Genomic DNA, 25,480 nt, shown 5'->3' with positions numbered 1-25,480 from the left:
CGTTCTCCCTGTTCCGTGTGATCGCAGGTGTCCCTGCGAGAGTTCCGTTCGAGGTTCTCAGTCATACGTCGAACGACGATCCGTCAGATCGACACGGATCCGAAAGAAACTTCGGGCGGTCCACTGATCGTCAGTGCGCGGCCTCGTCCCAGGACCGGCCGTAGCCGATCGATACGTCCAACGGCACCGACAACTCGATCGCCCCACCCATCTTTGCGCGGACGAGGGACTCCAGTTGCTCTTTCTCACCCGGCGCGACCTCGAACACCAGCTCGTCGTGCACCTGCAGCAACATGCGCGACGTCAGGTTCTGTTCTGCGAGCGCGCGTTGGACATCGATCATGGCGACCTTGATGATGTCGGCAGCGGTGCCCTGGATGGGCGCGTTGAGCGCCGCCCGCTCGGCGACGTCGCGCCGTTGCCTGTTGTCGCTGTTGAGGTCGGGCAGGTAGCGACGGCGCCCGAACAGGGTGGACGTGTACTCGTTACGGCGGGCCTCTTCGACGGTTTCGTGCAGGTAGTCGCGCACCCCGCCGAACCGGGTGAAGTAGGCCTCCATCTGTTCTTTGGCTTCGCTCGTGCTGATCTTGAGCTGCGCCGACAAACCGAAGGCACTCAGGCCGTACGCGAGCCCGTAGCTCATCGCCTTGACCCGACGGCGCATATCGGGGGTCACCTCGTCGATCGGCACGCCGAAAGCACGAGATCCCACGAAGCTGTGCAGATCCTCACCGGTGTTGAAGGCCTCGATCAATCCGGCGTCGCCGGACAGATGTGCCATGATCCGCATCTCGATCTGGCTGTAGTCGGCCGTCATCAACGTCTCGAAACCCGAACCCACGACAAACCCCTGACGGATCTGTCGGCCGGCATCGGTACGGACCGGGATGTTCTGGAGGTTCGGCTCGGTGGACGACAACCTACCGGTCGCCGCGATGGTCTGGTTGAAGGTGGTGTGCACCCGTCCGTCGTCCGAGACGGACTTCAGCAGTCCGTCCACCGTGACCTTGAGCCGTGTGGCGTCGCGGTGCGCCAGAAGATGTTCCAGGAACGGGTGCCCCGTCTTCTCGAACATCGCAAGCAGCGCATCGGCGTCGGTGGTGTACCCGGTCTTGGTCTTCTTGGTCTTGGGCATCTCGAGTTTGTCGAATAGTACGACCTGCAATTGCTTGGGCGATCCCAGGTTGATCTGCTCGCCGATCACCTCGTAGGCCGCTTCCGCGGATTGGCGCACCCGCGCAGCGAATCCTGACTCGAGATCCTCGAGATGTGCTGAATCGATGGCGATGCCGGCTGCTTCGAGTTCGGCCAGGACAAAAAGCAGTGGCAGCTCCATGTCCGTCAGGAGCGAGGCCGAGTCGATCTTCGCCAACTCCTCGTCGAAGCGGTCGGCCAGCTCGCCGACGGCTTGGGCCTGCAGCATCGCCTGGTCGGCCGCGGCCTGTGCGCCGGAGTCCTCGTCGAGCAACGAGAGCTGACCGTCGTTGGGGGCGGCGTCCGCGCGCAGTTCACGCCGGAGGTACCGCAGGGCGAGGTCATCGAGGTTGAACGATCGTTGCCCGGGACGAACCAGATAGGCAGCGAGCGACGTGTCACTGGTGACCCCGCCGAGACGCCAGCCGCGGCCGCGAAGTGCGTGGAACGCCCACTTGGCCTCGTGGATGGCTTTGGCAGCGTTGGTATCGGCCAGCCAGTCGGAGATCGCCTCCTCGTCTGCCGGCCCGATCTCGGAGGGATCGAGGTAAGCCGACTCGCCATCGGCCGCAGCGATCGCGATGCCTGTGACGTCCGACCCGTAGACCTGCCGGGGCCCGACAATCGTGAGGCCTGCCCGCCCGGTGCCGGGCGCCGCGTGCGCGGCAAGCCAATCCGCAACCTGGCCCGCGCCGAGCTGACTGCCCCGTAGATCGAAGCCCGACTCGGCTTCTGGCTCGGCGGAGGTGAGGGTGGTGAACAACCGGTCCCGCAGCACCCGGAACTCGAGGTCGTCGAACAGCTGGTGGATCTGGTTGCGGTCCCAGGGCGCCAGCTGCAGGTCGTCCGGACCGATCGGCAGGTCCATGTCGCGCACCAGCTCGGTGAGCTGACGGTTCATCTGGACACTGGCCACGTGGGCGCGAAAGGCGTCGCCCACTTTGCCTTTTACCTTGTCTGCGTTCTCCACCAGACCAGACAGCGACCCGTACTCCCTGATCCACTTCGACGCGGTCTTCTCCCCCACGCCGGGAATGCCGGGCAGGTTGTCCGACGGGTCACCGCGCAGCGCGGCGAAGTCCGGGTACTGCGAAGGCGTCAGTCCGTACTTCTTCTCCACTTCGTCCGGGGTGAACCGCGTCAACTCCGAGACGCCACGTTTGGGGTAGAGAACCGTGACGTTGTCGGTCACCAGTTGCAGCGCGTCGCGGTCACCGGTGACCACCAGAACGCGAAAACCCTGCTCCGCTGCCTGGGTGGTCAACGTGGCGATGATGTCGTCGGCTTCGTAACCCTCCCGGGCCAGAACCGGGATGCCCATCGCCCCCAGGACGTCCTTGGTGAGGTCGATCTGGCCACGGAATTCGTCAGGCGCCGAGCTGCGCTGCGCCTTGTATTCGGGGAACACCTCTGCACGGAACGTCTGCCGCGACACGTCGAAGGCGGCCGCGATGTGGCTCGGGTTCTCGTCGCGCAGCAGGTTGATCAACATCGAGGTGAACCCGTACACGGCGTTGGTGGTCTGACCTGATGCGGTCTTGAAGTTCTCGGCGGGTAACGCGAAAAATGCGCGGAACGCCAACGAGTGACCATCGAGCAGCATCAAGGTCGGCTGCTGCGCCTTGGACGCTGATTTCGCCGATGTACGGCCGGGTTTGCTGATCTGGGCAGGACTCACGACGCAAGTGTATGGAGCTTCGCCGACAGTCCCGGCAAGACGCCTCACCAAAACCAATTTTCTCGGCGTCGAACCAGCTCACAAAGGCGAGTTACTCAACAGTAACTCGGGGGAAACATAGAAACCCTGCCGCGAGTCCTCGGTGGTTATAGGGTCGCCAAACGAGATGTTCGCGCGGCAAAAGTGCCGCGCGCCGACCACCTTCGGGAGGATTCACGCGTGATGCCCCGTCATGCTCAGCGAGCACGGGTCTTGGGAGCCAAGTTAGGGGCAGGCGCTCTCCTGGCCTTGCTGGCATCGCTTCTACTTGCCGGGATAGTCGGCACCGGAAGCGCTGTGGCCACCCCAGCTCCATCCTCAGACGACACCGTCCGGGTGTTCGGAACGCTGCGAAATGGCTCCGAACCCGTCGCAGAAGTGAAAGTCGACGCCAAAGACCAGGCCGGCGCCGTGGTCCAGTCGTCCACCTCCTCCGATACCGGGGCATGGACGATGAACCTGCCGCCCGGCACCTATTCGGTGGTGATCGACAAGTCGACCATCCCGAGTGGGGTCGAGGTACAGAAAGACACCGTCGCGGTCACGGTCACCGCAGGCTCTCCGCGGCCGGTGATCTTCCTCTTCGGTGAGGAGCGCACCGCCACCGAGATCGGCGCCGCCGAGGAACTCACGCGGCTGGCGATCGACGGTCTGAGATTCGGTCTCATCATCGCGATCACCGGTGTTGGTCTGAGCCTCATCTTCGGTACCACCGGTCTGACCAACTTCGCCCATGGAGAGCTGGTGACCCTGGGTGCTGTGGTGGCTTGGGCAATCAACGTCAAGCTCGGTGTCCAGCTGATACCGGCGACCATCCTGGCGATCATCGTCGGCATAGGTGTCGGCATCCTGAACGAACTCGCCATCTGGCGACCGCTGCGGCGACGCCGATCCGGACTCATCGCGATGCTGGTGGTTTCGATCGGATTGGCGCTCATCATGCGCTACGGAATCTTGATCTTCTTCTCCGACCGCGCCGAACCGTTCGACGACTACCAGGTGCAGACGCAGATCGGTTCCGGCGCTTTCGCGATCACCCCGGTCAACCTGTGGTGCATCATCATCAGCCTCGTCGTGCTGCTGCTGGTGGCGCTGATGCTGCAGAAGACGCGGATCGGCAAGGCCATGCGAGCCGTTGCCGACAACCGCGACCTCGCCGCATCGTCCGGCATCAACGTGGACCGCGTCATCTTGTTCGTCTGGGCCTTGTCAGGCGGCCTCGCGACCCTCGGCGGCGTTCTCTTCGCGATGTCCGAACTCGGCGGCCGTGTCCAATGGGAGATGGGTTTCAAATTGCTTCTGCTCATGTTCGCCGGCATCACCCTCGGCGGACTCGGAACGGCCTACGGCGCGCTGCTGGGCTGTGTGATCGTGGGTCTTCTGGTCCAGGTCTCCACCTACTGGATCAACCCCGACCTCAAGTACATCGGCGGCCTGCTCGTTCTCATCGTCATTCTCACCATCAGACCCCAGGGCATCCTCGGGTCCAGAGCGAGGATCGGCTGACTCATGGATCTCATCTCTGCACTTCAGACCTCGTTTGCCCAATTGATCGGCCCCTCAGCGGTTTTCTATGCGCTGTTGGCGATCGGGCTGAACCTGCACTTCGGCTACGCCGGACTGCTCAACTTCGGTCAGATCGGTTTCGCCCTGCTCGGCGCCTACGGCGTCGGCATCATGGCCGACAACTACGACCAGCCACTGTGGGTGGGTGCGATCGTCGGCATCGTCGCCGCCGCGATCTTGGCCCTTGTGCTCGGTTTGCCCACGCTTCGATTACGGGCCGACTATCTGGCCATCGTCACGATTGCGGCGTCGGAGATCTTGCGACTGGTCTTCCGGTCCACCGCCTCCGACGACCTGACGCACTCGACCAACGGCATCTTCGGATACGCGGACGGGTTCTTCGACTACAGCCCGTTCGACAACGGCAAGCAGTACTCGTTCTTCGGCGTCAAGTTCCAGGGCACCGACCTCTGGGCGATGGTGGTCGGCTGGGCGATCGTGCTGTTGCTCTGTCTCCTGGTGTGGCTGCTCGTGCGTAGTCCCTGGGGTCGCGTCCTCAAGGCTGTTCGTGAGGACGAGGATGCCGCCCGGTCGCTGGGTAAGAACGCCTACTTCTACAAGATGCAGGCCCTGGTTCTCGGTGGTTGCATCGGTGGCGTGGCGGGTGTGTACAACGCGCTGCAGACCCAGTCGATCAACCCCGACTTCTACTCCACGGCGCAGACCTTCTTCGCCTACGGAGCGCTGATTCTCGGCGGTGCCGCCACGGTGTTCGGGCCGGTTGTCGGCGCGATGCTGTTCTGGTTCCTGCTGGCCATCCCCGACGCCTTGCTGCGGCAGGTCACGTCCGGCCCCGACCCCTGGTTCGAGATGACGCAGCAGCAGGTGGGCGCCACCCGTTACGTCTTGTTGGGATTGGCGATAGCCCTGATGATGGTCTTCAGACCGCAAGGAATCCTCGGTAACAAGCGAGAGGTCCAGCTCGATGCCTGACGGACGTCACACACAGCCTCCCGGTCCAGACGGCACCGGATCGGCCTCCGAACCCGGCATCGGGGTGGATGCCTCGACGCTGGTCACCGAGGCGGCCCCGGCCACTCTTGCCGAGTTGAAGGCGTTCAGCGCGGCCGAACGCGCCGAGCTCTTCGCCGGTGTCACCGCCGAACCGGGTTCGGCCAAACCCGACCCGATCATCTCGGTGGACAACATCACCCGGACATTCGGTGGCCTCAAAGCCGTCGATGTGAAGCATCTGGAGATCCAACGCGGATGCATCACGGGATTGATCGGCCCCAACGGGGCCGGCAAGACCACGTTCTTCAACTTGATCACCGGGTTCGACAAGCCCGACACAGGTAGCTGGTCGCTCAACGGCAAGCACATGGGAAGGGTTGTGCCGCACCGGGTTGCCCGCAACGGCATGGTGCGTACCTTCCAGCTCACCAAAGCGCTGTCGAAGTTGTCGGTACTCGACAATGTGCGGCTCGGTGCTCGTCACCAGAGCGGGGAGCACATGCTGCAGGCGTTGGCGCCGTGGACGTGGCGCAAGCAGGAGGCCGAAACCACCGAGCGTGCATACGAATTGCTCAAGCGGTTCAAGCTCGATGCCAAGGCGGACGACTACGCCGGTTCACTGTCGGGTGGTCAGCGCAAGTTGCTGGAGATGGCACGCGCGTTGATGACCAATCCCGAGGTCGTCATGCTCGACGAGCCGATGGCTGGGGTGAACCCGGCGTTGACCCAGAGCCTGCTCGAACACATCAAGGCGTTGCGCGACGAGGGTATGACCGTGGTGTTCGTCGAACACGACATGGACGTCATCCGCGACATCAGCGACTGGGTGGTGGTGATGGCACAGGGCAAGGTGATCGCCGAGTCACTCCCCGGCCGCCTCGGCGACAACCCCGCGGTGGTCGATGCGTATCTCGGCGGCCACCACGATCAAGCTCTTGAGTTCGACGAGGACGGTAACCCGGTCGGCGAAACCGCCGTGCTGGCAGAGCAGGTCGAGGCCGCGATCGAAGAGACCCTCCAAGCCGGCGGGGACCTGTCACAGCCCGACCCGATCACTCCGTCCACCTCGCACGGAAAAAAGGACAAACCATGAGTGGACCGGACCTCTCGAAATCATCCACCTCATCGGGTGCAACCGCGGCGCCAGGCGGGCTCAGCCACGCTGAATTGGCCGCCACGCCTGAGGAACACCGCAAGCTGGCAGCCAACGCGCTGCTGCGCGCCGATGACATCACCGCCGGCTATCTACCGGGTATCAACATCCTCGAGGAGTGCAACTTCTACCTCGACGACGGTGAGATCGTGGGGATCATCGGGCCCAACGGCGCCGGTAAATCGACGTTGCTCAAGACCCTGTTCGGGCTGATCCCTGTGCGGGTCGGAGCGGTGACACTCCGCGGAGACAACATCACCTCGGCCAAGGCGCACGTGCTGGTCACCAAGGGTGTGGGCTACGTCCCGCAGACCCAGAACGTCTTCCCTGCCCTCACCATCGAAGAGAACCTCGAGATGGGAATCTATCTGCGTCCCAAGAAGTTCAACGAGCGCTTCGCCTTCGTGTCCGAACTGTTCCCCTTGCTCTCCGAACGCCGCAAGGTGAAGGCCGGAGCGCTGTCCGGTGGCGAGCGTCAGATGGTGGCCATGGGCCGGGCTCTGATGATGGAGCCTTCGGTACTGCTGCTCGACGAGCCGTCGGCCGGGTTGTCCCCGATGTTCCAGGACGAGGTGTTCATCCGGATCAAGAAGATCAACGCCACCGGCGTCTCGGTGATCCTCGTGGAGCAGAACGCCCGACGTTGCCTGCAGATCTGCGATCGTGGCTACGTGCTCGATCAGGGACGCAACGCCTATACCGACACCGGCACCAACCTCGCCAACGATCCGAAGATCATCGAGCTGTATCTCGGGACGCTGGCAGGAAGCGCCGAAAAGAAGTAGCTCGACTCAGAGGCTTTCCGCAACGATCCGCCCCGGTTGATCCGGGGCGGATCGTTCTGGCTTTCGGCGAATTCTGTTGAGTGCAAGGCGATGCGGGCCGGGTCGGATCAATCAGCGCACGCAGAAAGGCCCGGGTCTTGCGACCCGGGCCTTTCCTAGTGTTGTGCGTTCACCTCTGCGAGGTGATCAGTTGCCCTTGACGACCTTGTAGTCGGCGACAGGCGCGATCAACTTGTTGTTGCCATCGAACTCGAGTACACCGTACGAACCGACGGACGGCTCACCGGCGGTGACGAAGGCCAATTCGCCTGTGACACCGTCATAGTCGAAATCGGTACCGGCCTTGGCCAGCGGGAGGCATTCCTGGTACGTCTTGCACTTGGTGCCACCCTCGGTCACGGCGTTGATGTTCGCTGCGATCGAACGGCCGTTGGTCGACTTCGCCACTTCGGCGGCGAGCGCGGAGATGACCACGGCGTCGTAACTCTCACCGGCGTAGTTGAAGTCGATCAGTGCCGGGTCGGCGGTCTTGAGACGGGCCTCGAACTGCGGGCCGACATTGGTCAACGGCGTGGTGCCCTTCATTCCCTCGAGAATGCCCGGACCGACCGACTCACCCAGGGCGTTGCCCATGTTGCCGTCGACACCGAAGACGAGCTTGTCCTTCGGTCCGATCTTCACCTCGTTCATGCGGGTGATGATCTTGGCGCTCTCCTCGAATCCGATGACGGCGATGCCGTCGGGATTGAAGTTCTTGACCTGATCGACCTCGGCGTTGAACGACTGCGCGTTCGGGTCGTAGATGATCGTCTTGATCTGGTCGGCCGGGATGCCCGCGGCCTCGAGATCGGAGACGGTGTTCTTGGCCAGACCGGTGCCGTACGGGTCGTTCATCGCCAGGATGGCAACACGCTGCACGCCGCCCTCGGCCATGACCTGTGCAAGCGCCTGGGCCTGCAGGGTGTCGGCAGGAGCCGTACGGAAGTACTGGCCCTTGTCTGCGTAGCACGTGAACTCGTCAGAGGTGTTGGCCGGCGAGAACATCACTGCCCCGGCATTGCTGATCTTGTCGATGACCTTCAGCGACACCGACGACGATGCAGCACCGACGATCACCTGGGTGCCGGCTGCGAGCTCGCGGTCCACCGTGGCGTTGGCGGTGTCGGTCGTGGTGTCTCCGGAGTCACCGTCGATCTGCTGAACCGGCTGGTCGAGCACGCCGCCTGCCGCATTCACATCCTGCACGGCGAGCTTGACGCCTGCGAACTCAGGCGGTCCGAGGAACGCCAGGCTTCCCGTGGCGGGGAGCAGCGTGCCGATCTTCAGGGGGGCCGTGCTGACCGGTCCTGGCGTCGCCTTGTCGGCGTTCTCACCACAGTCGGTGTTGGTTGTTGCCTCCGTGGACGAAGACGCGGATGCACCGGTAGCGCCTCCGGTCGTCGCCGTGTCGTCAGAATCGTCTGAACTACAGCCGGCAATTGCCATGACGGAAACCGCCGCGGCAATCGTTCCCCTCAAGAGATATCTGTGGGACATCAACATTCTCCTCGCGGTAAACCACCGAGCGCGGCGCGTCTTCTACGACGCATACGACCGCCACTCGCTTGGGTAAAGCTAGCGCCATCGTGTTGCCCGCGAGTAACGTTCGTGAAACTGGAGAGCACCTGCAGCCTGGCCGTGACCGATTTGAAACACGGTTGTCCGGCCGGCGCTCCGGCGCGTCTGCTCCGACCGGGCCCTGGCCCGTGCCGGCCGCGATGGAAACGCCTGGCAGAGCGCTTATTTGGCCTTGTTGCCGAGGGTATCGATGACCACTTCGGCCACCGCTTTCATCGTGGTACGGCGATCCATGGCCGCACGCTGAATCCACTTGAATGCATCGGGCTCGCTGAACGAATGCGACTCCATCAAGATGCCCTTTGCGCGTTCCACCAATTTGCGGATCTCAAGACGTTCGGTGAGGTCGGCGACGTCGCGTTCGAGAAGGTTGAGTTCGGTGTACCGGCTCACCGCGACCTCGATAGTTGGCACCAGGTCGGCTTTGGTGAATGGTTTGACCAGATACGCCATCGCACCGGCGTCCCGTGCCTTCTCGACGAAGTCTCGCTGACTGAAGGCGGTCAGCATGACGACTGCGGCCAGCCGTTTGCTCGCGATCTCCGCTGCCGCGTCGATACCGTCGCGGACGGGCATCTTCACGTCCATGATGACGAGGTCGGGCCGCAACTCCTCGGTGAGCTCTACGGCCACCTGCCCGTTGGGAGCCTCCCCCACCACGTCGTAGCCCTCTTCGCGCAACATCTCGATGAGGTCCATCCGGATCAAGGAATCGTCTTCGGCGACCAGGACACGGCGGACCGTTGCTGCCGGCTCCTTGGCCTGAGCTGCACTTGCGTCCGTCGTTGCCATCGGTCCCACCTCCACATTGAAATCGCCGTCCCGTGCGCAGTCGAACGCCCGTGATGTGGTGCAACAGTACCGGTTGGATCGGCGCCCGGCCCGTCATCTAAAGTGTGGTCTGCGACGCGCCCCCGTAGCCCAATTGGCAGAGGCAACGGATTCAAAACCCGTCCAGTGTCAGTTCGAGTCTGACCGGGGGCACCACGTAGCAAGCTTCTTGTCGGAAACTGCTGCCCGTGCTGCCATGGAGCGTTGTACGCTCCGGCCTAAGAAAGCGGTTGGCAGGTGCGAGCCGGAGTCAATCGACTCGGTGAGCCGAGAACCTCGCCGACTCCGACGGCGCCAGCGAGCTCGATGGCCAATTGGGATCAGTCGTCGACGGAGCGCTTATCGGTCTCGGTGTGTCCACCAGCTGGATTGTTCTGATTGCCTGCCTCCCCGTGGCGGCTGCGCTGGTGGTCGTTCTGGCGCTCGGCAAGGTTCAGTCGCGCTACTCCGACGGTGTCACGGGCCAGGCTGGTCAGTGACTTCCGACGACACACGCCGTCACAACCAGTGAAGACCGGCGCGGTTAAGAGTCGCGAAACGTGCTCTGAGGCAACTAATTTCCGCAATCTCCCGATGCTAGAGATGCGATCGTTATCCGCCGTCGCTCGCACACGGGCCGATCAGGACGCCCCAGCCAGCATCGCGCCAAGCCGGGACATGGCGTCCTCGTCCCGCTTGTAGTGGGTCCATTTGCCGATCCGCGTGGACTGCACGAGGCCGGCACGCTCCAGGGTCGCCATGTAGGACGAGATGGTCGACTGAGCCAGCCCCGATTTCGCTTGCAGATGACTGACGCAGACTCCGAACTCTTGCCGGTCGGCGATCGGTTCCCACTGAGCGAACTCGCCGTCGGGGTCGCCAAGCCAGTTCATGATCTGCAATCTGGCGGGGTTTGCCAGGGCCTTCAGAGCCTCGACTGCGTCATCGAGGTCGCCCGGACCGTCGGCGGTGTTGCGTTGACGTGCCACGTTCACCTCCCCTCACTCAAGACATATCACTGTATCTCGATGTGACAGGTTCAGCACCTAGTCAACACATTGACATATCGAGGTATTACGATATGTTTTGGGCGGCCAAGTGAACTGCTGCGGCTCCGTCCTCAACAGGTTGCGGAGAGTCCGGCCGAAACGAATGGAGCGTGTTGTGTCAGATACGAGTAAGCCACTGATCGTTGTCGCGGGAGCAACCAGCAAGCAAGGCAGAAGCGTCACCACTTCCCTGCTCGGCAGTGGGAAGTTCCGGGTGCGCGCCCTGACGCGAGACACCGGCTCGGCCCAGGCCCGGCACTTGGCGGCGTTGGGCGCCGAGATCAGCACCGGCGCCCTGACTCCGGATCATTGGCGTGGGTTCGAAGATGCGTTTCGCTCGGCACAAGGAGCGTTCCTCATGACGCCACCGGTCACGCCGCCGTCAACCGAGGAGTTCATCCTCGGCTGCCGGCTCGCCGAGGCAGCGGTCGAAGCCGGTGTGGAGCATCTCGTCTTCAGCACCCTCGAGAATGTCGAACAACGAACAGGCGGAACCAAATACGCTCCGCACTTCACCGACAAAGCCCGCGTCGCTGACCACATCCGCACCCTGCCCGTGGCGCACACCTTTGTCATGCTGTCGTTCTTCTACACCAACGCCCTGGAGTACTACCCACCTCGCATCGAGGGCGACACGACGTTGATGCCCTTCTATCTGCCCGAGGACTTTCGCGCCCCGTTCGTGGATCCGACCACTGCCACCGGACCAGCTGTGCTCGAGGTGTTCTCAAACCCCGACCCCTACCTGGGTGCATCCCTGCCGATCATTGGCGAGTTCATCTCCCCTGGCGAGATGGTCGACGCCTTCTCCCGCGTCACCGGCCTGAAAGCCGAGTATCGCAGTGCCTACTCACGAGACGGATTACTCACCTACTTTCCGGAGTTGGGCGAAAACTCCCTCTTGGTGGACGAAGTACTCGGTATGGCCGAGTACGCGGTGCAGTTCGGCTACTTCGGCAACGACCGCGACATGCGCTGGAGCCGAACCATTGATCCCGAAACTCTGAGCTGGGAACGATTTCTGAGCGTTACCAAGTGGCGTGGTGGTCGGGTGTCCTTCGCCGGCTGAGTGGTGCGGTTTCAGGCTCCGAGGACGGGCGTTCAGCATTCACCGTCGGTGATCTCCTCAGGGAGTTCGCCGATCATGTCGATGCCGGACCCGTTCCACCGGTAGGCGACGTTCACCTCGCCCTGCGGGGCGGCATTGGGTTCGTCGGCGACAATGTAGCGGTACCGAACGTCGATCTGATCGTCGGCCGCGCCAGTGATCATCTGGTAGCTCAGGTTGCAGGCGGTACCGGTACCGAGAAAGTCGCCGCCACGGAAGAGCAACAGCTGATTCGGCGACGAGCCCGTACCACCCTGGGTATGAAGGGCCACGAAAACCAGCAACGAACAAGTGCCGGCGTTGCTCTCGCCCCTCACCCAATTCACACCTGGCATCGGGGGCGCGATCTGCGCGATTGCATCATCGATCATCGTTGCATCGACCTGTGACCCGCAGGGCGCTTCCTCCACATCAGACTCGGTCGCCGGCACGTCCATTGCGGCCGGCGGCGGAGAGGTGAGGGCGGGATCTGCGGTGCGTGTCTCGGTCAACGTGGTCGTGACGGGAGCAGAGCTGTCCGTAGTGTCGTCTGCACATCCCGTCATGAGCGCCACAGCCGCGAAGGCGGTGAGCGCTTTACCGGCTGCTGCCTTCGAAATCCGTGAACTGACAATACTTTTCATTGAGCAGATCCTTTCGTTGTCGACCCACTCCTACCGTCGCAATCAGCGTCGAAAGAGTTAGTCACAGAAAGGTGTCGATGACGGGCGGCCGGAGTCGTTGCAGCTCAGCGAGGGCGGCGTCGGCCGGCCGAACGACAGTCAGACAGTGCTGTTGTCGAGGTCAGAACAGGGGTATACCCGGCGGAGATCGGACCTGATTCACCGCAGTGACATCGCGATCACGCGCCCAGGGCTGGAGCACGCTTGACCTTGACGCTGGGTCAACCATTCATCCTTACTTCCACGAGCTGCTGCCCGACCAGCGGACAGCTTCACTGGAGAGGTAGGAAATGACTGGAGAAGCGATGAAGAACGATCGTCGTGGGCCATTCGCGACCCGCGCCGCGGTGGTCTCGGCGCGCGATACCGTGGCGGCACTTACTTTGTGGACACACCCGTGAACCGACTACGTGATGGTGCGCCGGTCGTTCGCGTCGAGGGACTTCGAAAGTCGTTCGGTGAGCTCGAGGTGCTTCGCGGCGTAAATTTCGACGTGGCGCGAGGCAGCATTTTCGCGCTTCTCGGCTCGAACGGGGCGGGCAAGACCACCGCCGTGAAGATCTTGTCGACGTTACTGCGACCCGACGGAGGTACGGCCGTCGTCAATGGTTTCGACGTCACTACGCGACCCGGTGACGTGCGCGAGTCGATCAGCCTCACCGGACAGTTCGCTGCGGTGGATGAGATCTTGACCGCGCGGGAGAACCTGGTCCTCATTGCAAAACTCCGGCACCTACCAGACCCTGGGGCCACCGCAGATGCCCTCCTGGAGCAGTTTTCGCTGGCCGACGCGGCTTCTCGAAGAGTTTCGACGTATTCGGGTGGGATGCGCCGTCGCCTGGACATTGCCATGAGTCTGATCGGAGATCCGCCGGTGATCTTCTTGGACGAGCCGACGACCGGGCTTGACCCTGAGGCGCGCATCGAGGTGTGGCAGACCGTGAAAGAGCTCGCCGGGCGCGGTACAACCGTTTTGCTGACGACGCAGTATTTGGAGGAGGCGGAACATCTCGCGGACAGGATCGCCATACTCCATCGTGGTCGGATCATTGTGAACGGTTCACTCGATGACCTCAAACAGCTTCTTCCTCCCGCGAAGGTCGAGTACGTGGAGAAGCAGCCGACACTCGAAGACGTGTTCTTCGCGGTCGTCGGTGACAAGGCAGACATGACAAGGGCAGCAGAGCCTCGACCGATTACCAAGGATTGACTCATGGCCATTCAGTCTCTCGGGGACACCGCCGTCCTCACCGGACGCACGTTGCGTCACGTCACGCGCAGCATGGACACCATCATCACCACCACGCTCATGCCGATTGCCATGATGCTTATGTTCGTCTACGTGTTCGGTGGTGCGATCGACACCGGCGCAGTCGAATACATCGACTACATGCTGCCCGGCATTCTGCTCATCACAATCGCCTCCGGCACCTCCTACACCGCATTTCGACTCTTCCAGGACGTGCAGGGCGGCATCTTCGAGCGCTTCCGTTCGATGCCGATCGGGCGATCAGGGGTGCTGTGGGCACACGTGCTGACCTCACTGGTCTCCAACATCATCTCGTTGGTGATCGTCGTTGTGGTGGCGCTGCTCATGGGATTTCGTTCCTCCGCGGGGATGTTGGCCTGGCTCGGAGTTGTCGCGATCCTGTTGTTGTTCACGCTTGCGCTGACCTGGATCGCGGTGATCCCCGGGCTCACCGCAACATCGGTGGAAGGGGCGAGCGTGTTCGCCTACCCGCTCATTTTCCTGCCCTTCGTCAGCTCAGCATTTGTGCCCACCGAGACCATGCCCGGCCCGGTGCGATGGTTTGCCGAGAATCAGCCTGCGACGTCGATCGTCAACGCGATCCGAGAGCTTCTGACCGGTCAGGCTGCAGCCTCGGACACGTGGATCGCGGTGGCGTGGTGTGCCGGTATCTTCGTCATCGCATACGGTTTCGCGGCGATCACCTACCGGCGGAAGATCGGCTGAGGCAGTCTGAGACCCATGCTCACCATCAGTCAATTGGCCACCTACGCGGGTGTGACTGTGCGGGCCATCCGGCACTATCACAAGATCGGGCTGCTGGCCGAGCCTGCGCGTGACCACTCCGGGTATCGAAGCTATGACGCAGCGGCGGTCGTCAGGCTGATCCGAATCCGCACTCTGGCCGACGCAGGTGTGCCACTTGCCCGGGTGGAAGAGTTACTCGACGCAGAGTCGGACGAGTTCGCCGAGGGGCTGGGTGAGATCGACAGAAAGCTACGCGCCGAGATCCGCCGACTTCAAGACACTCGTAAACGGTTGACCCGTCTCGCCGCAGGGGATCACTTGGCCCTCCCGCAGAGCGTGGTCGATTATCTGGATCGGCTGCGTGGTCTCGACGTCGAGGAACGCTACATCGAGATGGAACGCGACGCATGGATCATGATCGCCGCCCAAGTACCAGACCAGATCGACGACATAATCGTGTCGAAGCACAGGCAGCTGGACGACCCGGATACCTTACGGCTCTACAGTCTGCTGAGCGATGCGTTCGACTGGGCCGTCGATGATCCGCGAGTCGATGAGGCGGCCGAGATCATCGAGCGCCAGATGATCGCAGCTGTGCAGGCAGGCGAGATCGACGTCAACGGACTCGACGACCCGTTCATCAATTTGTTGGACGCCACCACTTTTGATGCTGCGCCGGTCATGAAAGCCATTTTCGCGAACCTCGAGAAACGAGGATGGAGAGGGTGGACGCGCATCGAACGGATACCAGCCGACAGACTCGACATGACACCTTGGTCGTAGCGCTCGGGTGTTGCCGGTGCCGGGCGCGGCGTTGCTCACGAAACACGATATTCCCCTTCGTCTCTCGTCGCGGGGTCAGGCTTCGGCCCGTCCTGAATCAGGCTTGGTGGTGTTGCTCGGGTGTTCCGCGGGGCTGGGCGAGGACCTCAGTGATGCGAGGAGGTTGAGTTTGGTTGCACTGTCGCTGTGGATGTCGGGGTAGTAGAGAACGAGCACCACGTCCTCGACTGGGAGCTTTTCGCGGTGCAGGTGCAGCGGACCGACCGTGGGGTGGTTCACGGTCGTGGTGCCGCCGGCTAGACGGCGGACGTCATGTCGCTCCCAGAGTTGTCGAAATCGTGCGCTGGCGAGTGTCAGTTCGCCCACGAGCTCGACTGCGCGGGGGTCGGTGGAATCGTTCCCGATGAAGTTGCGAAACGCGGCGACCGCATCAGCGCATGCGGTGTCCCAGTCAGCGTGGAATTGCCGTTCCTCGGGATCGAGCAGCAGGGAGAGCAGCCGGTTGTGGCCTGGCGTCAGGCGCGGGGAAAACGCTGCGGCCAAATCGTTTGAGCCAAGGACGTCGAAGTAGCGGCCCTCGATGAACGCGGGGACCTCGAGTGCGGCAAGTAGATGATGCAACCGTTCGGGCACGCGCTCGGCGCGTCGTTGCCGACGCCGTCGTTTCAGATGTGGCGTACCGAGACTGAGCAGGTACTCGGTTTCGACGTCGTCGAGGTCGAGGACGCGGGCCAGTGACTGCAAAACCTGCGGCGAGGGGTTGCGGTCCCGTCCGCGTTCGAGCCGCAGGTAGTAGTCGGCGCTGATACCTGCCAGCAGGGCGAGTTCTTCGCGGCGCAGCCCCGACACTCGGCGGTTGGCGCCGGCAGCGATACCAGCCTGCTCAGGAGTGACCAGGTCGCGGCGGGCCCGCAGATACTCACCGAGACGATTTTGTTCGCCGTCGTCCATGACTGACACCGTAACTGCGATCGTCGATGCGAGAGGGGGGCCTGTCACACCCCGGATCAGCGGGGACTCCCTTGAGTATGGGAATCGAAGCAACCATCGAGGGAGTACCACTCACCGGACCGAAAGCAGACTCTCATGGACATCACCAACCGCACCGCATTGATCGTAGGAGGAACATCCGGCATCGGCCGCGGGCTCGCGCACCGATTTGCCGCCGCCGGTAGCAAGTTGATCGTCGGTGGACGTAACACCAGCAACGTCGACGACTTCGAGGCCGTCGCAATCGACGTCACCGATCCCGAGTCCGTCCTGCGAGCTCGCGACGCGGTACTCGCCACCCATCCAGACCTCGACCTCGTGGTCACCATGGCCGGGATCATGCTCACGGAAGATCTTCGCGAGCCCGCCCACATCGAACAAGCCGAGAACACGATTGCCGTCAACCTTCTCGGCACCATCCGGGTGATCGATGCGTTCACCCCGCACCTGATCAGGCGCGGCAGCGGCGACATCATCACCGTCACCTCCGGTATCGGATTCTTGCCGTTCCCGCTCATGCCGACCTACGGCGCGTCCAAAGCAGCAGTACATGCCTACACCGAATCGCTGCGAGCGCAGCTGGCCGAGACCGGTATCGAAGTCACCGAACTCATCCCGCCGGCCGTCGCCAACGCGGGGCAAGAAAAACTCAATCCCGCCGCGTTGCCACTGAACGCCTTCCTTGACGAGGTCATCGACCTCATCACCGAAAACCCGACGCCCAACGAGATCATCGTGCAAGGCGCGCAACGACTTCGGTGGGCCGAACGCGACGGCACCTATGCAGAACTCCTCGCACAGCGCTCCCGATCGCTGAGCAACCTCCCCGGACGCTAACTGTCGACGTCGTCCTACCGCCACATCCGATCACCACGGCTGACGAATATGGCGATGACCACCGACACCGACGCCAACGAGATGAGTTGCGCAACGCGATTCTCGATCAAATTGTACTTGCAATCTAGGTCGAGGACCTCAGCTTTCGTGGTTGTCCGGGTATGCCGTGACCGCCAGGAAGCGGATCGGCAAGCGGACAAGGTCGTTCGGTCCGTGGATGCCTTCGCCGTCCAGCAAGAGCGAGTCCCCGGGACGCAGCGTGTATTCAGCATCGCCGTGGCCGTAGACCATCACGCCTTCGAGCATGTAGAGCAGTTCGGTTCCTGCGTGTTGAAAGCGAGGAAACACCTCGCTGGCGTCGGTGAGGGTGACCAGCACGGGCTCGAGTCGCTTGTGCTGACCGCGCAGCGCGCCGAGGAGTTCGTAGTGGTGCCCGACTCGGGTGCCCCGCCCAACGATCACGGCGCCATGACCAGATTCGACGAATACCGCTTCACGTTCGTTGTCTGCGCCGCGGAAGAGCGAGGTGACGGGGACGTCGAGGCCTGCGGCAAGTCTGGCCAAAGTGGAGAGACTGCACGATGTTTGGGCGTTCTCGATCTTGGACAACATCGCTTTCGAGATGCCGACCTTCTCGGCCATGTCCCCCACCGAAAGTCCGGTGGCACGTCGCAGCGCGCGGACCTGTCGCGCTATCGCCTTTTCGAGGTCATTGCCGGTTGGTGGTTCGCCGAGCACTTCACGCTGCACGGGTGCGGGGTCACCGGTATCCCGGACCGTCTTGGTTGACCGCGTTGGCATGTACAGATCCTAGCCGACTGCGTCTACTGTCGTGAAACGAACTGCGCGCACGGGATACGCCTCAGCCCTCTTCCCGGCGAGGCCGGGAAAAGGGCTGAGAGCTTCGAGAGGCTTTATGTCGAGGCTGCCGGGGTCGGCTTCTCAACCGCACCGGTCGCGATGGCTTCGGCCGCCTCGACAGCGTCGGCTTCGGTGACAGGCTTGCCGGTCAACGTCGCGTTCTCCATCACGTAGGCCGATTCACCGTGCACGGCAACGTCCAGACCTTCGGTCTCGTGATCTTCATGTGCTCGCAGACCCATGGTCTTGTCGATTGCCTTGGCGATCAGCCATGTGAGGACGAAGCAGTATCCGACGACGGCGAGGACAGCCACCGTCTGACGCCACAGCAGGTCGAATCCGCCGCCATAGAACAGTCCCGCAACACCATTGGGCGCGGCCGGGTCGGCGATGAAGCCGATCAGGATGGTTCCGAGGATGCCACCGACCATGTGGATCCCGACGACGTCGAGCGAATCGTCATAGCCGAGTCGGAACTTGATCGACACCGCCAGGCAGCAGATGGCACCCGAGGCAGCACCGACGAGCAGCGCACCCATCGGCGAGACCGCACCACAGGCCGGCGTGATGCCGACTAGGGCAGCGATCAGGCCCGAGCTGGCACCGATCGACGTCGCATGTCCCTCACGGAACTTCTCGACGACAAGCCAGGCGCAGATTCCGGCACATGCTGCGGCAACGGTATTGAGGACCACCACGGCCGCGCTGTTGCCGGCGGCCAGGGCCGATCCACCATTGAAGCCGAACCAGCCGAAGAACAGGATGCCCGCGCCGAGCATGGTCAGCGGGAGGCTGTGCGGACGCGGCGCGGCCGGGAAGGTGCGTCGCTTGCCGAGGACGATGACCAGGGCCAGTGCCGCAACACCGGCATTCACGTGGACCGCGGTACCACCGGCGAAGTCGATCGCCGCCAGCTGGTTGGCAATCCAGCCGCCGGTGATCGATCCGTCTTCGGAGTCGAATGCGAACACCCAGTGCGCGACAGGGAAGTACACGAGCGTCGCCCATACTCCGGCGAACAGCATCCACGCACCGAACTTCATGCGGTCGGCGACTGCACCAGAAATGAGGGCCACGGTGATGCCGGCGAACAGCAGCTGGAATCCGGCGACGAGCGCGGGCGGCAGACCGGGGTCAGCAGGCGCTTCGAGCATCGATGAGAGTCCCATCGCCTCGAGGGGATCACCCAGAATGCCCTTTCCGCCGAGGGAATCACCGAGCACGGCCGAGTAGCCGAACAGGATCCACACGATGCCCACCACGGCGAACGCCCCGAACGTCATCATCGCCATGTTCAGGGTGTTCTTGGCGCTGACCATGCCGCCGTAGAACATGGCCAGGCCGGGAACCATCAGGCTCACCGCAGCAAATGCAGCCAGCAGCCAGGCCGTATCGGCGGCTGCGATCGCTTCGTCCATTGTCAATCCTCAAGAGTCGGGCGCAGACAGGGAGTCTGCTTAAGGGAATCGAAGTTCACCGATAGTGGACCACCCGCGTGTTGCGGATTCGAGACCGGCGGTTGCGGCCATGTAACAAAGTCCACATTGCGAGGTTCGGCTGAATCCGTTGAGTACCAGTCGCTGTCGTGAACCCGACGATCAAGGCACCACGGGGCCGTGGGTCCTCAGCCATTGCAGACCGGGGCCGCGGGTACGGGTGATGCCTTTGTAGTCGGCCATGTCAACGGGCAGGTCTTCGAGGACCCGGTAGAGCCTGTCGGCCCATTCGGGAATGGTGGCAATGGCCTTGAACGGTAAGAGGTAGGTCCGGATCAGGAACATGACGGCATTCGACTGCGGCAGCCGAATCAGGTGCTGAACCTCGGTGCGCAAGAACAGCCTGTCCCCCACGTCCTCCAATGGCCCTTCAGCGAGGGTGCGCCGATCTTTGCCCCACTCCGGGTAGGTCTCGGTGGAGGTGTCGAGTTTGCCGTCGACGGTGAGTGTCCAATTGGTGCGTCGGTAGCTCTGGGCCGGCTGAAGGCGTTTGATGAATTCGTGTGCGCGCGTGGCGATCTTCTCGCTGTGCAGTCGTGGCACCGGACCGTGGATCTGCAGAAAGCTCATGCCGACGTCGAACCCGAAGGACCAGTCGGCGGCGAACGTCACCACTCCCGCGTCGCCCCACATCTGGTCGTCGCGCTGATCGAGCAACACCACGTCTTCCTGTATCTGGCTGCAGATGTAGTTCAGCGGATCGGTCGGCAGCGTCTCGGCGACGCCGAACGTGAAGGTCTCGTCGATGTCGAGGAGCGCGTTGCGCCAACGGTACGACGCGGGTTCAGCAGCGACCCGTTCCAGGGTCATGTGCTGCGGATACCCATCGGCCAGCTCGTGCATGAGGGTGAGCATCGCGTCCCAGGCCGCGGGAATCATGTGCGGCAAGCACTGTGATCGGGTGGGATCGGCCGCCAGGATCCGCGAGCGTTCGTCGAGTTCTCGCCGATAGTGGGCGTCGATCACCACTCGGTGCTCTCCCCAGGAACCGGCCACGGTCGACGCCTTCTGCCCGGTCGGTTCGACATTGGCGCTGTAGCGGTACTGATCTTTCGGGAACGGGAAGGGGAAGTTCTCGATGTCGTTCTGTGTGAACACAGCTGCTGCGGTCATTACAGTTCCAGCTCCACTTGGTCACCGGCGGCCCGAGAGACGCATGGCATCATCGCGTCGCCCTCGGCTCGCTCGTCGTCGGACAGATAGAAGTCCCGGTGGTCGATTCGGCCGCCGCGCACAGTGACCCGGCATTCGCCGCAGACGCCCTGTCGGCACAAATTGGGCACGGCCACACCGCGTTCGAGCAAAGCCTCGAGCAGCGACACGTCGGCGCCGACCGGGACCAGCACCCCGGTACGGCGCAGGCGGGCGGCAAACGGTGCACCGCCGGTCGCCACGGCGGATGAGAACTGTTCGGAATGGATGCGCTGGGCCGGCCATCCGGCGGCGGTGGCGGCTGCGGCAACGGCGTCGATCATCATTGCCGGCCCGCAGGTGTAGAGGTGGGTGCCGAGCACCGAGTCTTCGAGGATCGGAGTCAGGTGCGACCGGAAGTCATCGACGTCATGCACGATGGTCAGTCGATCTCCGCAGAGGTTCTGCAACTCATCGGCGAGCGCGTCTTGCCCGGGCCGGTGTGAGTAAATCACTTCGAAAGATCGGTGCCACTGCACAGCTGCTCGGACATGAGACAAGATCGGCGTGACCCCGATGCCACCCGCGATGAGCACGTGATGGCGGGCAACGGATATCGGCGCAAACGCGCTGCGCGGCGGCGTAATCACCACCTGATCGCCCACACGCAGAGCGTGAATCCACGCAGAGCCACCCCTACCCGCATCGTCACGGCGCACACAGATCGCGTAGTGGTCGGGATCGGTGCAGGGACCGGTCAGCGAGTACGAGTTCTGGACACCGGTCCCCCACCGCACGCCGACGTGACTTCCGGGAGTGAACGAAGGCAGCGCCTGTGCGCCGGTGAATGTGACTTCACGGATGCCGTCGCAGAGTTCCCGGACGGTGCCGACGGTCACCAGCAAGTCGGTGCCGGTGAGACCGGCGGGTGGCGCATTGACCGTGTGGGTCATGGTAGTTCCTCCGCGTCTGGGTGAAATCCCAAGTAGGCGTGGTGCCGTCGCGAAAAGTGGTAATAGACCACCAAAGGAGACCCGCACCCGGAACAGATAAGCGACTCGTCGATTCCGGCGAAGGTGGTGGTGATGGAATGACAATGCGCGCAGTAGACATCGCGCTCCCCGGGCGAGAATCCGTCCCCGCCGCCGAGGTCGACAACAGTCACTTCTGCGTCAACGGCACCTGCCGCGATGATGGCCGCCCGAACCCGCACCGGCGCCGCCCCTCGCCCGACGACCACAAAACGCCAACCCACCCGCGCCGGCCGAAGTGCAACGGCTAGTGCCTCGTCCTCCGGACCGGCAAGGCGGACCACCGTTACGCCTGCGGGGTCACCGACATGTTCGGCAGCCTCCTCGTCCGTGGTCACAACAAGGTGGTGTGACGCCGCCTCATCGAGCGCGACGTCGGTGAATGAGGTGGCCTTCCACCGGGGGACGGTGGTGGTGGCCATCGAGACCGCCATGATTACGGTGCGAACGAGCGGTGGCCGACAAAGAACGCCAGAGCCCGGTCCTCGGTGGTGAAACGAATGGTCGAACCTTTCGGGAAGAAGATGGCGTCCTTCGGTCCGGCGGTCTCGACTTGGCCGGTCTCGAGATTCTCGAGATGGAAGACGCCTTCGAGAACCACCTTCATCTCGTCGTAGGCGTAGTAGTAGTCGAGCGGTGCGTCCGTGTGGCGCAGTTCGAAGTACCCGGCGGACATCTCGGAACCTTCCGGGTTCGCATAGACGTCATCGATGAAGCCCTCGGTGCCGGGGTATTCGGTGACCGGCATCTGCGGAAGCGTCGCCCAAAAATCTGATGTGACCCGGAAGGCGGCGGTCTTGTCGGAGTCGGTTGTGGTCATGGGCTTCTCCTTGAGGGGGCGAATAGATGATGCGGCAGAGCGCCGCGAGTAAGTCGTGCAACTAAATATAGTGGCAGGAAACTATAAGCCGCATGACATGCGCGTTAAATTCGACAAACGCCCAGCGTAGATCACCTGAATCCCTGCGATCTCGGTTGGCATGGCTCGATTCCGAGATACGCCGGACACTGGTCGGAAACTTCGCTGACACAATCGGCGTGTTTCATAACAGACAACAACGGATCACATGAAGAAACACCTGAGCGGGAAGACTGACAGTGACAGAGACAGCGAAGTACGTGATCGTCGGCGGCGGCCTGGAAGGGCTCGCCATCGCATGGTCGCTCGCCAATCGCGGGGAAACCGATGTACTGGTCCTCGAGCGCGACACCCTGTGCTCGGGGATGACCGGCAAGTCCAGTGGGGTGGTTCGCTGCCACTACGGCACCCCGTCGTTGGCGGCGATGTCCTGGTACAGCGTGGACGTCTTCCAGCGCGCCCCTGAGCTTTTCGACGACGACATGGCGTTCCGGCAGTGCGGCTACGTGGTCGGAGTCGGCGAGAACAACACTGTGCCCCTCAAGGCGAATGTGTCGATGATGCAGAGTCTGGGTATCGACGTCGACTTCATCGACCACCACACCATGGCCGAACTCTGGCCAGGCCTGCACCTCGACGACTTCGCGGCGTTCGCCTACGAGCCACGTGGTGGTCGCGGCGAGGCCTACATGGCCGGCATGGCGTTCGGTGCCGCGGGCCGCAGGCTCGGCGTGACGGTGCGCCAATCGACCCGGGTGAGCGGTCTGCTGCAGAATGCCGGCGGGACCGTCTACGGCGTCACCCTGGCCGGCGGAGACGACATTCATGCCGAGCATGTCATCGTTGCTGCCGGGCCGTGGACACCGGCGCTTACCGCTACTGTCGGCGTTCCGGTGGATGTCAGAGCCCAGCGTGCACAGCTGGTCCTGGTCGATCAGGGGGCGCCGACTCCCGAGATGCCCGTGTTGTCGGATCTGGCTGCGCTGCAATACATCTGTCGTGAACCCAACGGTGAGTTGCTGGTCGGGAACTCCGATCACCAGGCACCGCAGTACATCGACCCAGACGACTACGTGAACCGCGCGGACGATTCGGCGATCGAGAAGAACATCATGAAGCTCGGAAACCGGTTGCCGGACATGCCCGATCCGCGGATAGCGGGCTCCTACGTCGGCGCCTACGACGTCACTCCCGACTACAACCCGATCATCGGCCCCTCCCCAGCGGACGGGCTGTTCCTCGCCACCGGATTCTCCGGCCACGGGTTCAAGATCTCCCCCGCCGTCGGCGAACTCGTCGCCGACCTTCTCACCACCGGGGCGACGACGCTGCCGAACGTTGATCCACACGACTTCCGGTACAGCCGATTCGAGGAGAACGACCTGTTGCTGAGCCTGAACCCCTACGAGGGCGCCGGTGAGATGCGATGACCACCACCTCCCTTCCCCCGACCGAAACCCCCGACCAGGAGCCTGCCATGGCCATAGACACAGCCGACGCGTTCACACCCACACCCGTAGCCGCCCCAGATCCGGTGGGTGCCGAACCGACACTGACCGAGCTGGTTCGGTCCAGCGGAACCACATTCATCCTCGCCTTGTTCGTGACCATGTCGGGCAAGCCATGCGCAAAACTCGTTCCGGCACAGTCGGTCAGCATGCTCGAGGAAGACGGCGTCGGTTTCGCCGGCTATGCGGCAGGCATGATGGGCCAGGAACCCAAGGACTCCGACCTGGTCGCCATGCCCGACGCGTCGTCGTTCACCCCGATCCCGTTCATCCAGCCCGGCCTCGCCCTGGTGCACTGCGATCCGCACGTCGATGGAAAGCCCTGGCCGTTTGCTCCCCGCATCATCCTCAAGGAGACCCTGCGCCGAGCTGCAGACCTCGGGTTCAGCGTCAACGTCGGCGCTGAGATCGAGTACTTCCTGGTCAACAAGGACGAGTCCGGCGCGCTCACCACCGCGGACCCCGCCGATTCCAAACGACAGCCGTGTTACGACGCCCGCGACGTGACCCGCATGTACGACCACCTCACCGAGATCTCCACGGCGATGAACTCGTTGGGCTGGGGCAATTACGCCAACGACCATGAAGACGCGAACGGTCAGTTCGAGCAGAACTTCGACTACGCCGACGCCATGGTCACCGCCGACCGCGTGATCACCGCCCGGTACCTCCTATCGGTGATCGCCGAAAGGCGCGGGATGCAGGCAACTTTCATGCCCAAGCCGTTCACCGACCGCACCGGATCGGGCATGCACATGCACCTGTCGCTGTGGAGCGAGACCGGTGCCGTCTTCCCCGACGCCGCCGACGAGAAGGGCCTCGGACTCTCGAGCATCGCCTACGGTTTCATCGCAGGCATCCTGGAGCACGCCTGCGCCCTACAAGCTGTGATCGCCCCGACTGTCAACTCGTACAAGCGAACCGGCGCCACCACTACGAGCAGCGGCGCCACCTGGTCGCCGCGCTTCGCCACCTACGGCGGCAACGACCGCACCCACTACCTGCGCGTGCCCGACCACAACCGGGTGGAACTGCGCGGCGGCGACGGATCGGCCAACCCGTACCTGGCCGCAGCCGGCGCCATTGCTGCCGGACTCGACGGCGTAAAGCGCAATCTCGATCCCGGCGCTCCCGGTAGCGGCGACAGCCCGAGCGAGATGCTCCCGATGACTCTGCTGCACGCGATGGACGCTCTCGACAAGGACGACGTCCTCACTGCCGCACTCAATGTCGCGGGTCCGGGCGTGAGCGAGTACTTCGCCCAGCGCAAACGTGAAGAGTTCTTCGCCTGGCACAACACGGTCTCTGCGTGGGAGATCGACGAATATCTCACAGCCTTCTGACCACCACGACTTTCTGCCACCAACAACGAA

24 protein-coding genes and 1 tRNA gene are annotated in these 25,480 nt (G+C 63.0%); 13 read left to right on the top strand and 12 right to left on the bottom strand.

Translation table 11 applies throughout. From position 1 onward, the window contains the following. Positions 1 to 130: 130 nt before the first annotated feature. Positions 131 to 2,872 (bottom strand): DNA polymerase I, encoded by a 2,742-nt coding sequence (polA, locus tag CSW57_RS00300; RefSeq protein WP_099380966.1) that lies wholly within the window; start codon positions 2,870 to 2,872, stop codon positions 131 to 133. A gap of 222 nt (positions 2,873 to 3,094) precedes the next feature. Between polA and CSW57_RS00295 the strand changes: the two genes are divergently transcribed. From CSW57_RS00295 to CSW57_RS00280, 4 genes are read left to right on the top strand one after another with little or no spacing between them, the layout of a single operon-like run. Then, positions 3,095 to 4,417, top strand: a complete 1,323-nt coding sequence (locus CSW57_RS00295; protein ID WP_099380965.1) for a branched-chain amino acid ABC transporter permease — start codon at positions 3,095 to 3,097, stop codon at positions 4,415 to 4,417. Between the two features lie 3 nt (positions 4,418 to 4,420). Continuing rightward, positions 4,421 to 5,410, top strand: coding sequence for a branched-chain amino acid ABC transporter permease (locus tag CSW57_RS00290; RefSeq protein WP_023960754.1), 990 nt, complete (start codon positions 4,421 to 4,423; stop codon positions 5,408 to 5,410). Then, positions 5,403 to 6,524, top strand: coding sequence for an ABC transporter ATP-binding protein (locus tag CSW57_RS00285; protein WP_023960756.1), 1,122 nt, complete (start codon positions 5,403 to 5,405; stop codon positions 6,522 to 6,524). The genes CSW57_RS00290 and CSW57_RS00285 overlap by 8 nt, the downstream gene beginning before the upstream one ends. Then, on the top strand, positions 6,521 to 7,369 hold the full coding sequence (locus tag CSW57_RS00280) for an ABC transporter ATP-binding protein (RefSeq protein WP_223248952.1): 849 nt from the start codon (positions 6,521 to 6,523) through the stop codon (positions 7,367 to 7,369). Before CSW57_RS00285 ends, CSW57_RS00280 begins: the two co-directional genes overlap by 4 nt. A 186-nt stretch (positions 7,370 to 7,555) precedes the next feature. Here CSW57_RS00280 and CSW57_RS00275 read toward each other — a convergent pair whose 3' ends face one another. Then, the gene (locus CSW57_RS00275) at positions 7,556 to 8,905 is read right to left on the bottom strand and encodes an ABC transporter substrate-binding protein (protein ID WP_099381011.1); all 1,350 of its coding nucleotides are present in this window, start codon (positions 8,903 to 8,905) and stop codon (positions 7,556 to 7,558) included. 243 nt (positions 8,906 to 9,148) lie between these two features. Then, positions 9,149 to 9,778 carry an ANTAR domain-containing response regulator gene (locus tag CSW57_RS00270; RefSeq protein WP_099381010.1) on the bottom strand — a complete coding sequence of 210 codons (630 nt, stop codon included), beginning with the start codon at positions 9,776 to 9,778 and terminating at the stop codon, positions 9,149 to 9,151. A gap of 118 nt (positions 9,779 to 9,896) precedes the next feature. On the opposite strand from CSW57_RS00270, the gene CSW57_RS00265 reads away from it, so the two are divergent. Then, a tRNA-Leu gene (locus tag CSW57_RS00265) sits at positions 9,897 to 9,973 on the top strand. Between the two features lie 158 nt (positions 9,974 to 10,131). Then, a complete protein-coding gene (locus CSW57_RS24355) occupies positions 10,132 to 10,296 on the top strand; it encodes a hypothetical protein (protein ID WP_189339087.1) in 165 nt (54 codons plus the stop codon). A gap of 141 nt (positions 10,297 to 10,437) precedes the next feature. Here the strand turns inward: CSW57_RS24355 and CSW57_RS00260 are convergent, their stop codons facing one another. After that, the gene (locus tag CSW57_RS00260) at positions 10,438 to 10,785 is read right to left on the bottom strand and encodes an ArsR/SmtB family transcription factor (protein WP_062799803.1); all 348 of its coding nucleotides are present in this window, start codon (positions 10,783 to 10,785) and stop codon (positions 10,438 to 10,440) included. Between the two features lie 175 nt (positions 10,786 to 10,960). On the opposite strand from CSW57_RS00260, the gene CSW57_RS00255 reads away from it, so the two are divergent. Beyond that, positions 10,961 to 11,914 carry an NmrA/HSCARG family protein gene (locus CSW57_RS00255; protein WP_099381009.1) on the top strand — a complete coding sequence of 318 codons (954 nt, stop codon included), beginning with the start codon at positions 10,961 to 10,963 and terminating at the stop codon, positions 11,912 to 11,914. A gap of 32 nt (positions 11,915 to 11,946) precedes the next feature. On the opposite strand, the gene CSW57_RS00250 is transcribed toward CSW57_RS00255, so the two are convergent. After that, on the bottom strand, positions 11,947 to 12,576 hold the full coding sequence (locus tag CSW57_RS00250) for an LppP/LprE family lipoprotein (RefSeq protein WP_099380964.1): 630 nt from the start codon (positions 12,574 to 12,576) through the stop codon (positions 11,947 to 11,949). A gap of 436 nt (positions 12,577 to 13,012) precedes the next feature. On the opposite strand from CSW57_RS00250, the gene CSW57_RS00245 reads away from it, so the two are divergent. From CSW57_RS00245 to CSW57_RS00235, 3 genes are read left to right on the top strand one after another with little or no spacing between them, the layout of a single operon-like run. Next, positions 13,013 to 13,825: an ABC transporter ATP-binding protein gene (locus CSW57_RS00245; protein ID WP_099381008.1), complete on the top strand. Its 813-nt coding sequence runs from the start codon at positions 13,013 to 13,015 to the stop codon at positions 13,823 to 13,825. Between the two features lie 3 nt (positions 13,826 to 13,828). Next, positions 13,829 to 14,590: an ABC transporter permease gene (locus CSW57_RS00240; RefSeq protein WP_099380963.1), complete on the top strand. Its 762-nt coding sequence runs from the start codon at positions 13,829 to 13,831 to the stop codon at positions 14,588 to 14,590. Positions 14,591 to 14,605: 15 nt separating this feature from the next. After that, positions 14,606 to 15,394 (top strand): helix-turn-helix domain-containing protein, encoded by a 789-nt coding sequence (locus tag CSW57_RS00235; protein WP_099380962.1) that lies wholly within the window; start codon positions 14,606 to 14,608, stop codon positions 15,392 to 15,394. A 75-nt stretch (positions 15,395 to 15,469) separates the two neighbouring features. Here CSW57_RS00235 and CSW57_RS00230 read toward each other — a convergent pair whose 3' ends face one another. Beyond that, positions 15,470 to 16,345 (bottom strand): helix-turn-helix domain-containing protein, encoded by an 876-nt coding sequence (locus tag CSW57_RS00230; protein WP_099380961.1) that lies wholly within the window; start codon positions 16,343 to 16,345, stop codon positions 15,470 to 15,472. Positions 16,346 to 16,480: 135 nt separating this feature from the next. Here CSW57_RS00230 and CSW57_RS00225 point away from each other — a divergent pair, with 135 nt between their 5' ends. Continuing rightward, positions 16,481 to 17,221 (top strand): SDR family oxidoreductase, encoded by a 741-nt coding sequence (locus CSW57_RS00225; protein ID WP_099380960.1) that lies wholly within the window; start codon positions 16,481 to 16,483, stop codon positions 17,219 to 17,221. Positions 17,222 to 17,359: 138 nt separating this feature from the next. Here CSW57_RS00225 and CSW57_RS00220 read toward each other — a convergent pair whose 3' ends face one another. From CSW57_RS00220 to CSW57_RS00195, 6 genes are all read right to left on the bottom strand, one after another. After that, a complete protein-coding gene (locus CSW57_RS00220; protein WP_099380959.1) occupies positions 17,360 to 18,022 on the bottom strand; it encodes a helix-turn-helix domain-containing protein in 663 nt (220 codons plus the stop codon). Between the two features lie 113 nt (positions 18,023 to 18,135). Then, positions 18,136 to 19,500, bottom strand: a complete 1,365-nt coding sequence (locus CSW57_RS00215) for an ammonium transporter (RefSeq protein ID WP_099380958.1) — start codon at positions 19,498 to 19,500, stop codon at positions 18,136 to 18,138. 180 nt (positions 19,501 to 19,680) lie between these two features. Beyond that, the gene (locus CSW57_RS00210) at positions 19,681 to 20,691 is read right to left on the bottom strand and encodes a heme-dependent oxidative N-demethylase family protein (RefSeq protein WP_099380957.1); all 1,011 of its coding nucleotides are present in this window, start codon (positions 20,689 to 20,691) and stop codon (positions 19,681 to 19,683) included. Then, positions 20,691 to 21,662, bottom strand: coding sequence for a PDR/VanB family oxidoreductase (locus tag CSW57_RS00205; RefSeq protein WP_099380956.1), 972 nt, complete (start codon positions 21,660 to 21,662; stop codon positions 20,691 to 20,693). The genes CSW57_RS00210 and CSW57_RS00205 overlap by 1 nt, the downstream gene beginning before the upstream one ends. Continuing rightward, the gene (locus CSW57_RS00200; RefSeq protein ID WP_143696435.1) at positions 21,659 to 22,162 is read right to left on the bottom strand and encodes a dimethylamine monooxygenase subunit DmmA family protein; all 504 of its coding nucleotides are present in this window, start codon (positions 22,160 to 22,162) and stop codon (positions 21,659 to 21,661) included. The genes CSW57_RS00205 and CSW57_RS00200 overlap by 4 nt, the downstream gene beginning before the upstream one ends. Before the next feature lie 14 nt (positions 22,163 to 22,176). Beyond that, positions 22,177 to 22,560, bottom strand: a complete 384-nt coding sequence (locus tag CSW57_RS00195) for a cupin domain-containing protein (RefSeq protein WP_099380954.1) — start codon at positions 22,558 to 22,560, stop codon at positions 22,177 to 22,179. Between the two features lie 278 nt (positions 22,561 to 22,838). Here CSW57_RS00195 and CSW57_RS00190 point away from each other — a divergent pair, with 278 nt between their 5' ends. Together CSW57_RS00190 and glnT are read left to right on the top strand one after the other, a co-directional pair. Then, the gene (locus CSW57_RS00190) at positions 22,839 to 24,029 is read left to right on the top strand and encodes an NAD(P)/FAD-dependent oxidoreductase (protein ID WP_099380953.1); all 1,191 of its coding nucleotides are present in this window, start codon (positions 22,839 to 22,841) and stop codon (positions 24,027 to 24,029) included. A 47-nt stretch (positions 24,030 to 24,076) separates the two neighbouring features. Next, the gene (gene glnT / locus CSW57_RS00185) at positions 24,077 to 25,450 is read left to right on the top strand and encodes a type III glutamate--ammonia ligase (protein WP_099381007.1); all 1,374 of its coding nucleotides are present in this window, start codon (positions 24,077 to 24,079) and stop codon (positions 25,448 to 25,450) included. Positions 25,451 to 25,480 lie beyond the last annotated feature (30 nt).

Source organism: Williamsia muralis (genome assembly GCF_002735905.1).
GTDB lineage: Bacteria > Actinomycetota > Actinomycetes > Mycobacteriales > Mycobacteriaceae > Williamsia > Williamsia muralis_A.
Note: the sequence above shows the minus strand (reverse complement) of the source record. Positions and strands in the feature narration are given on the sequence as shown.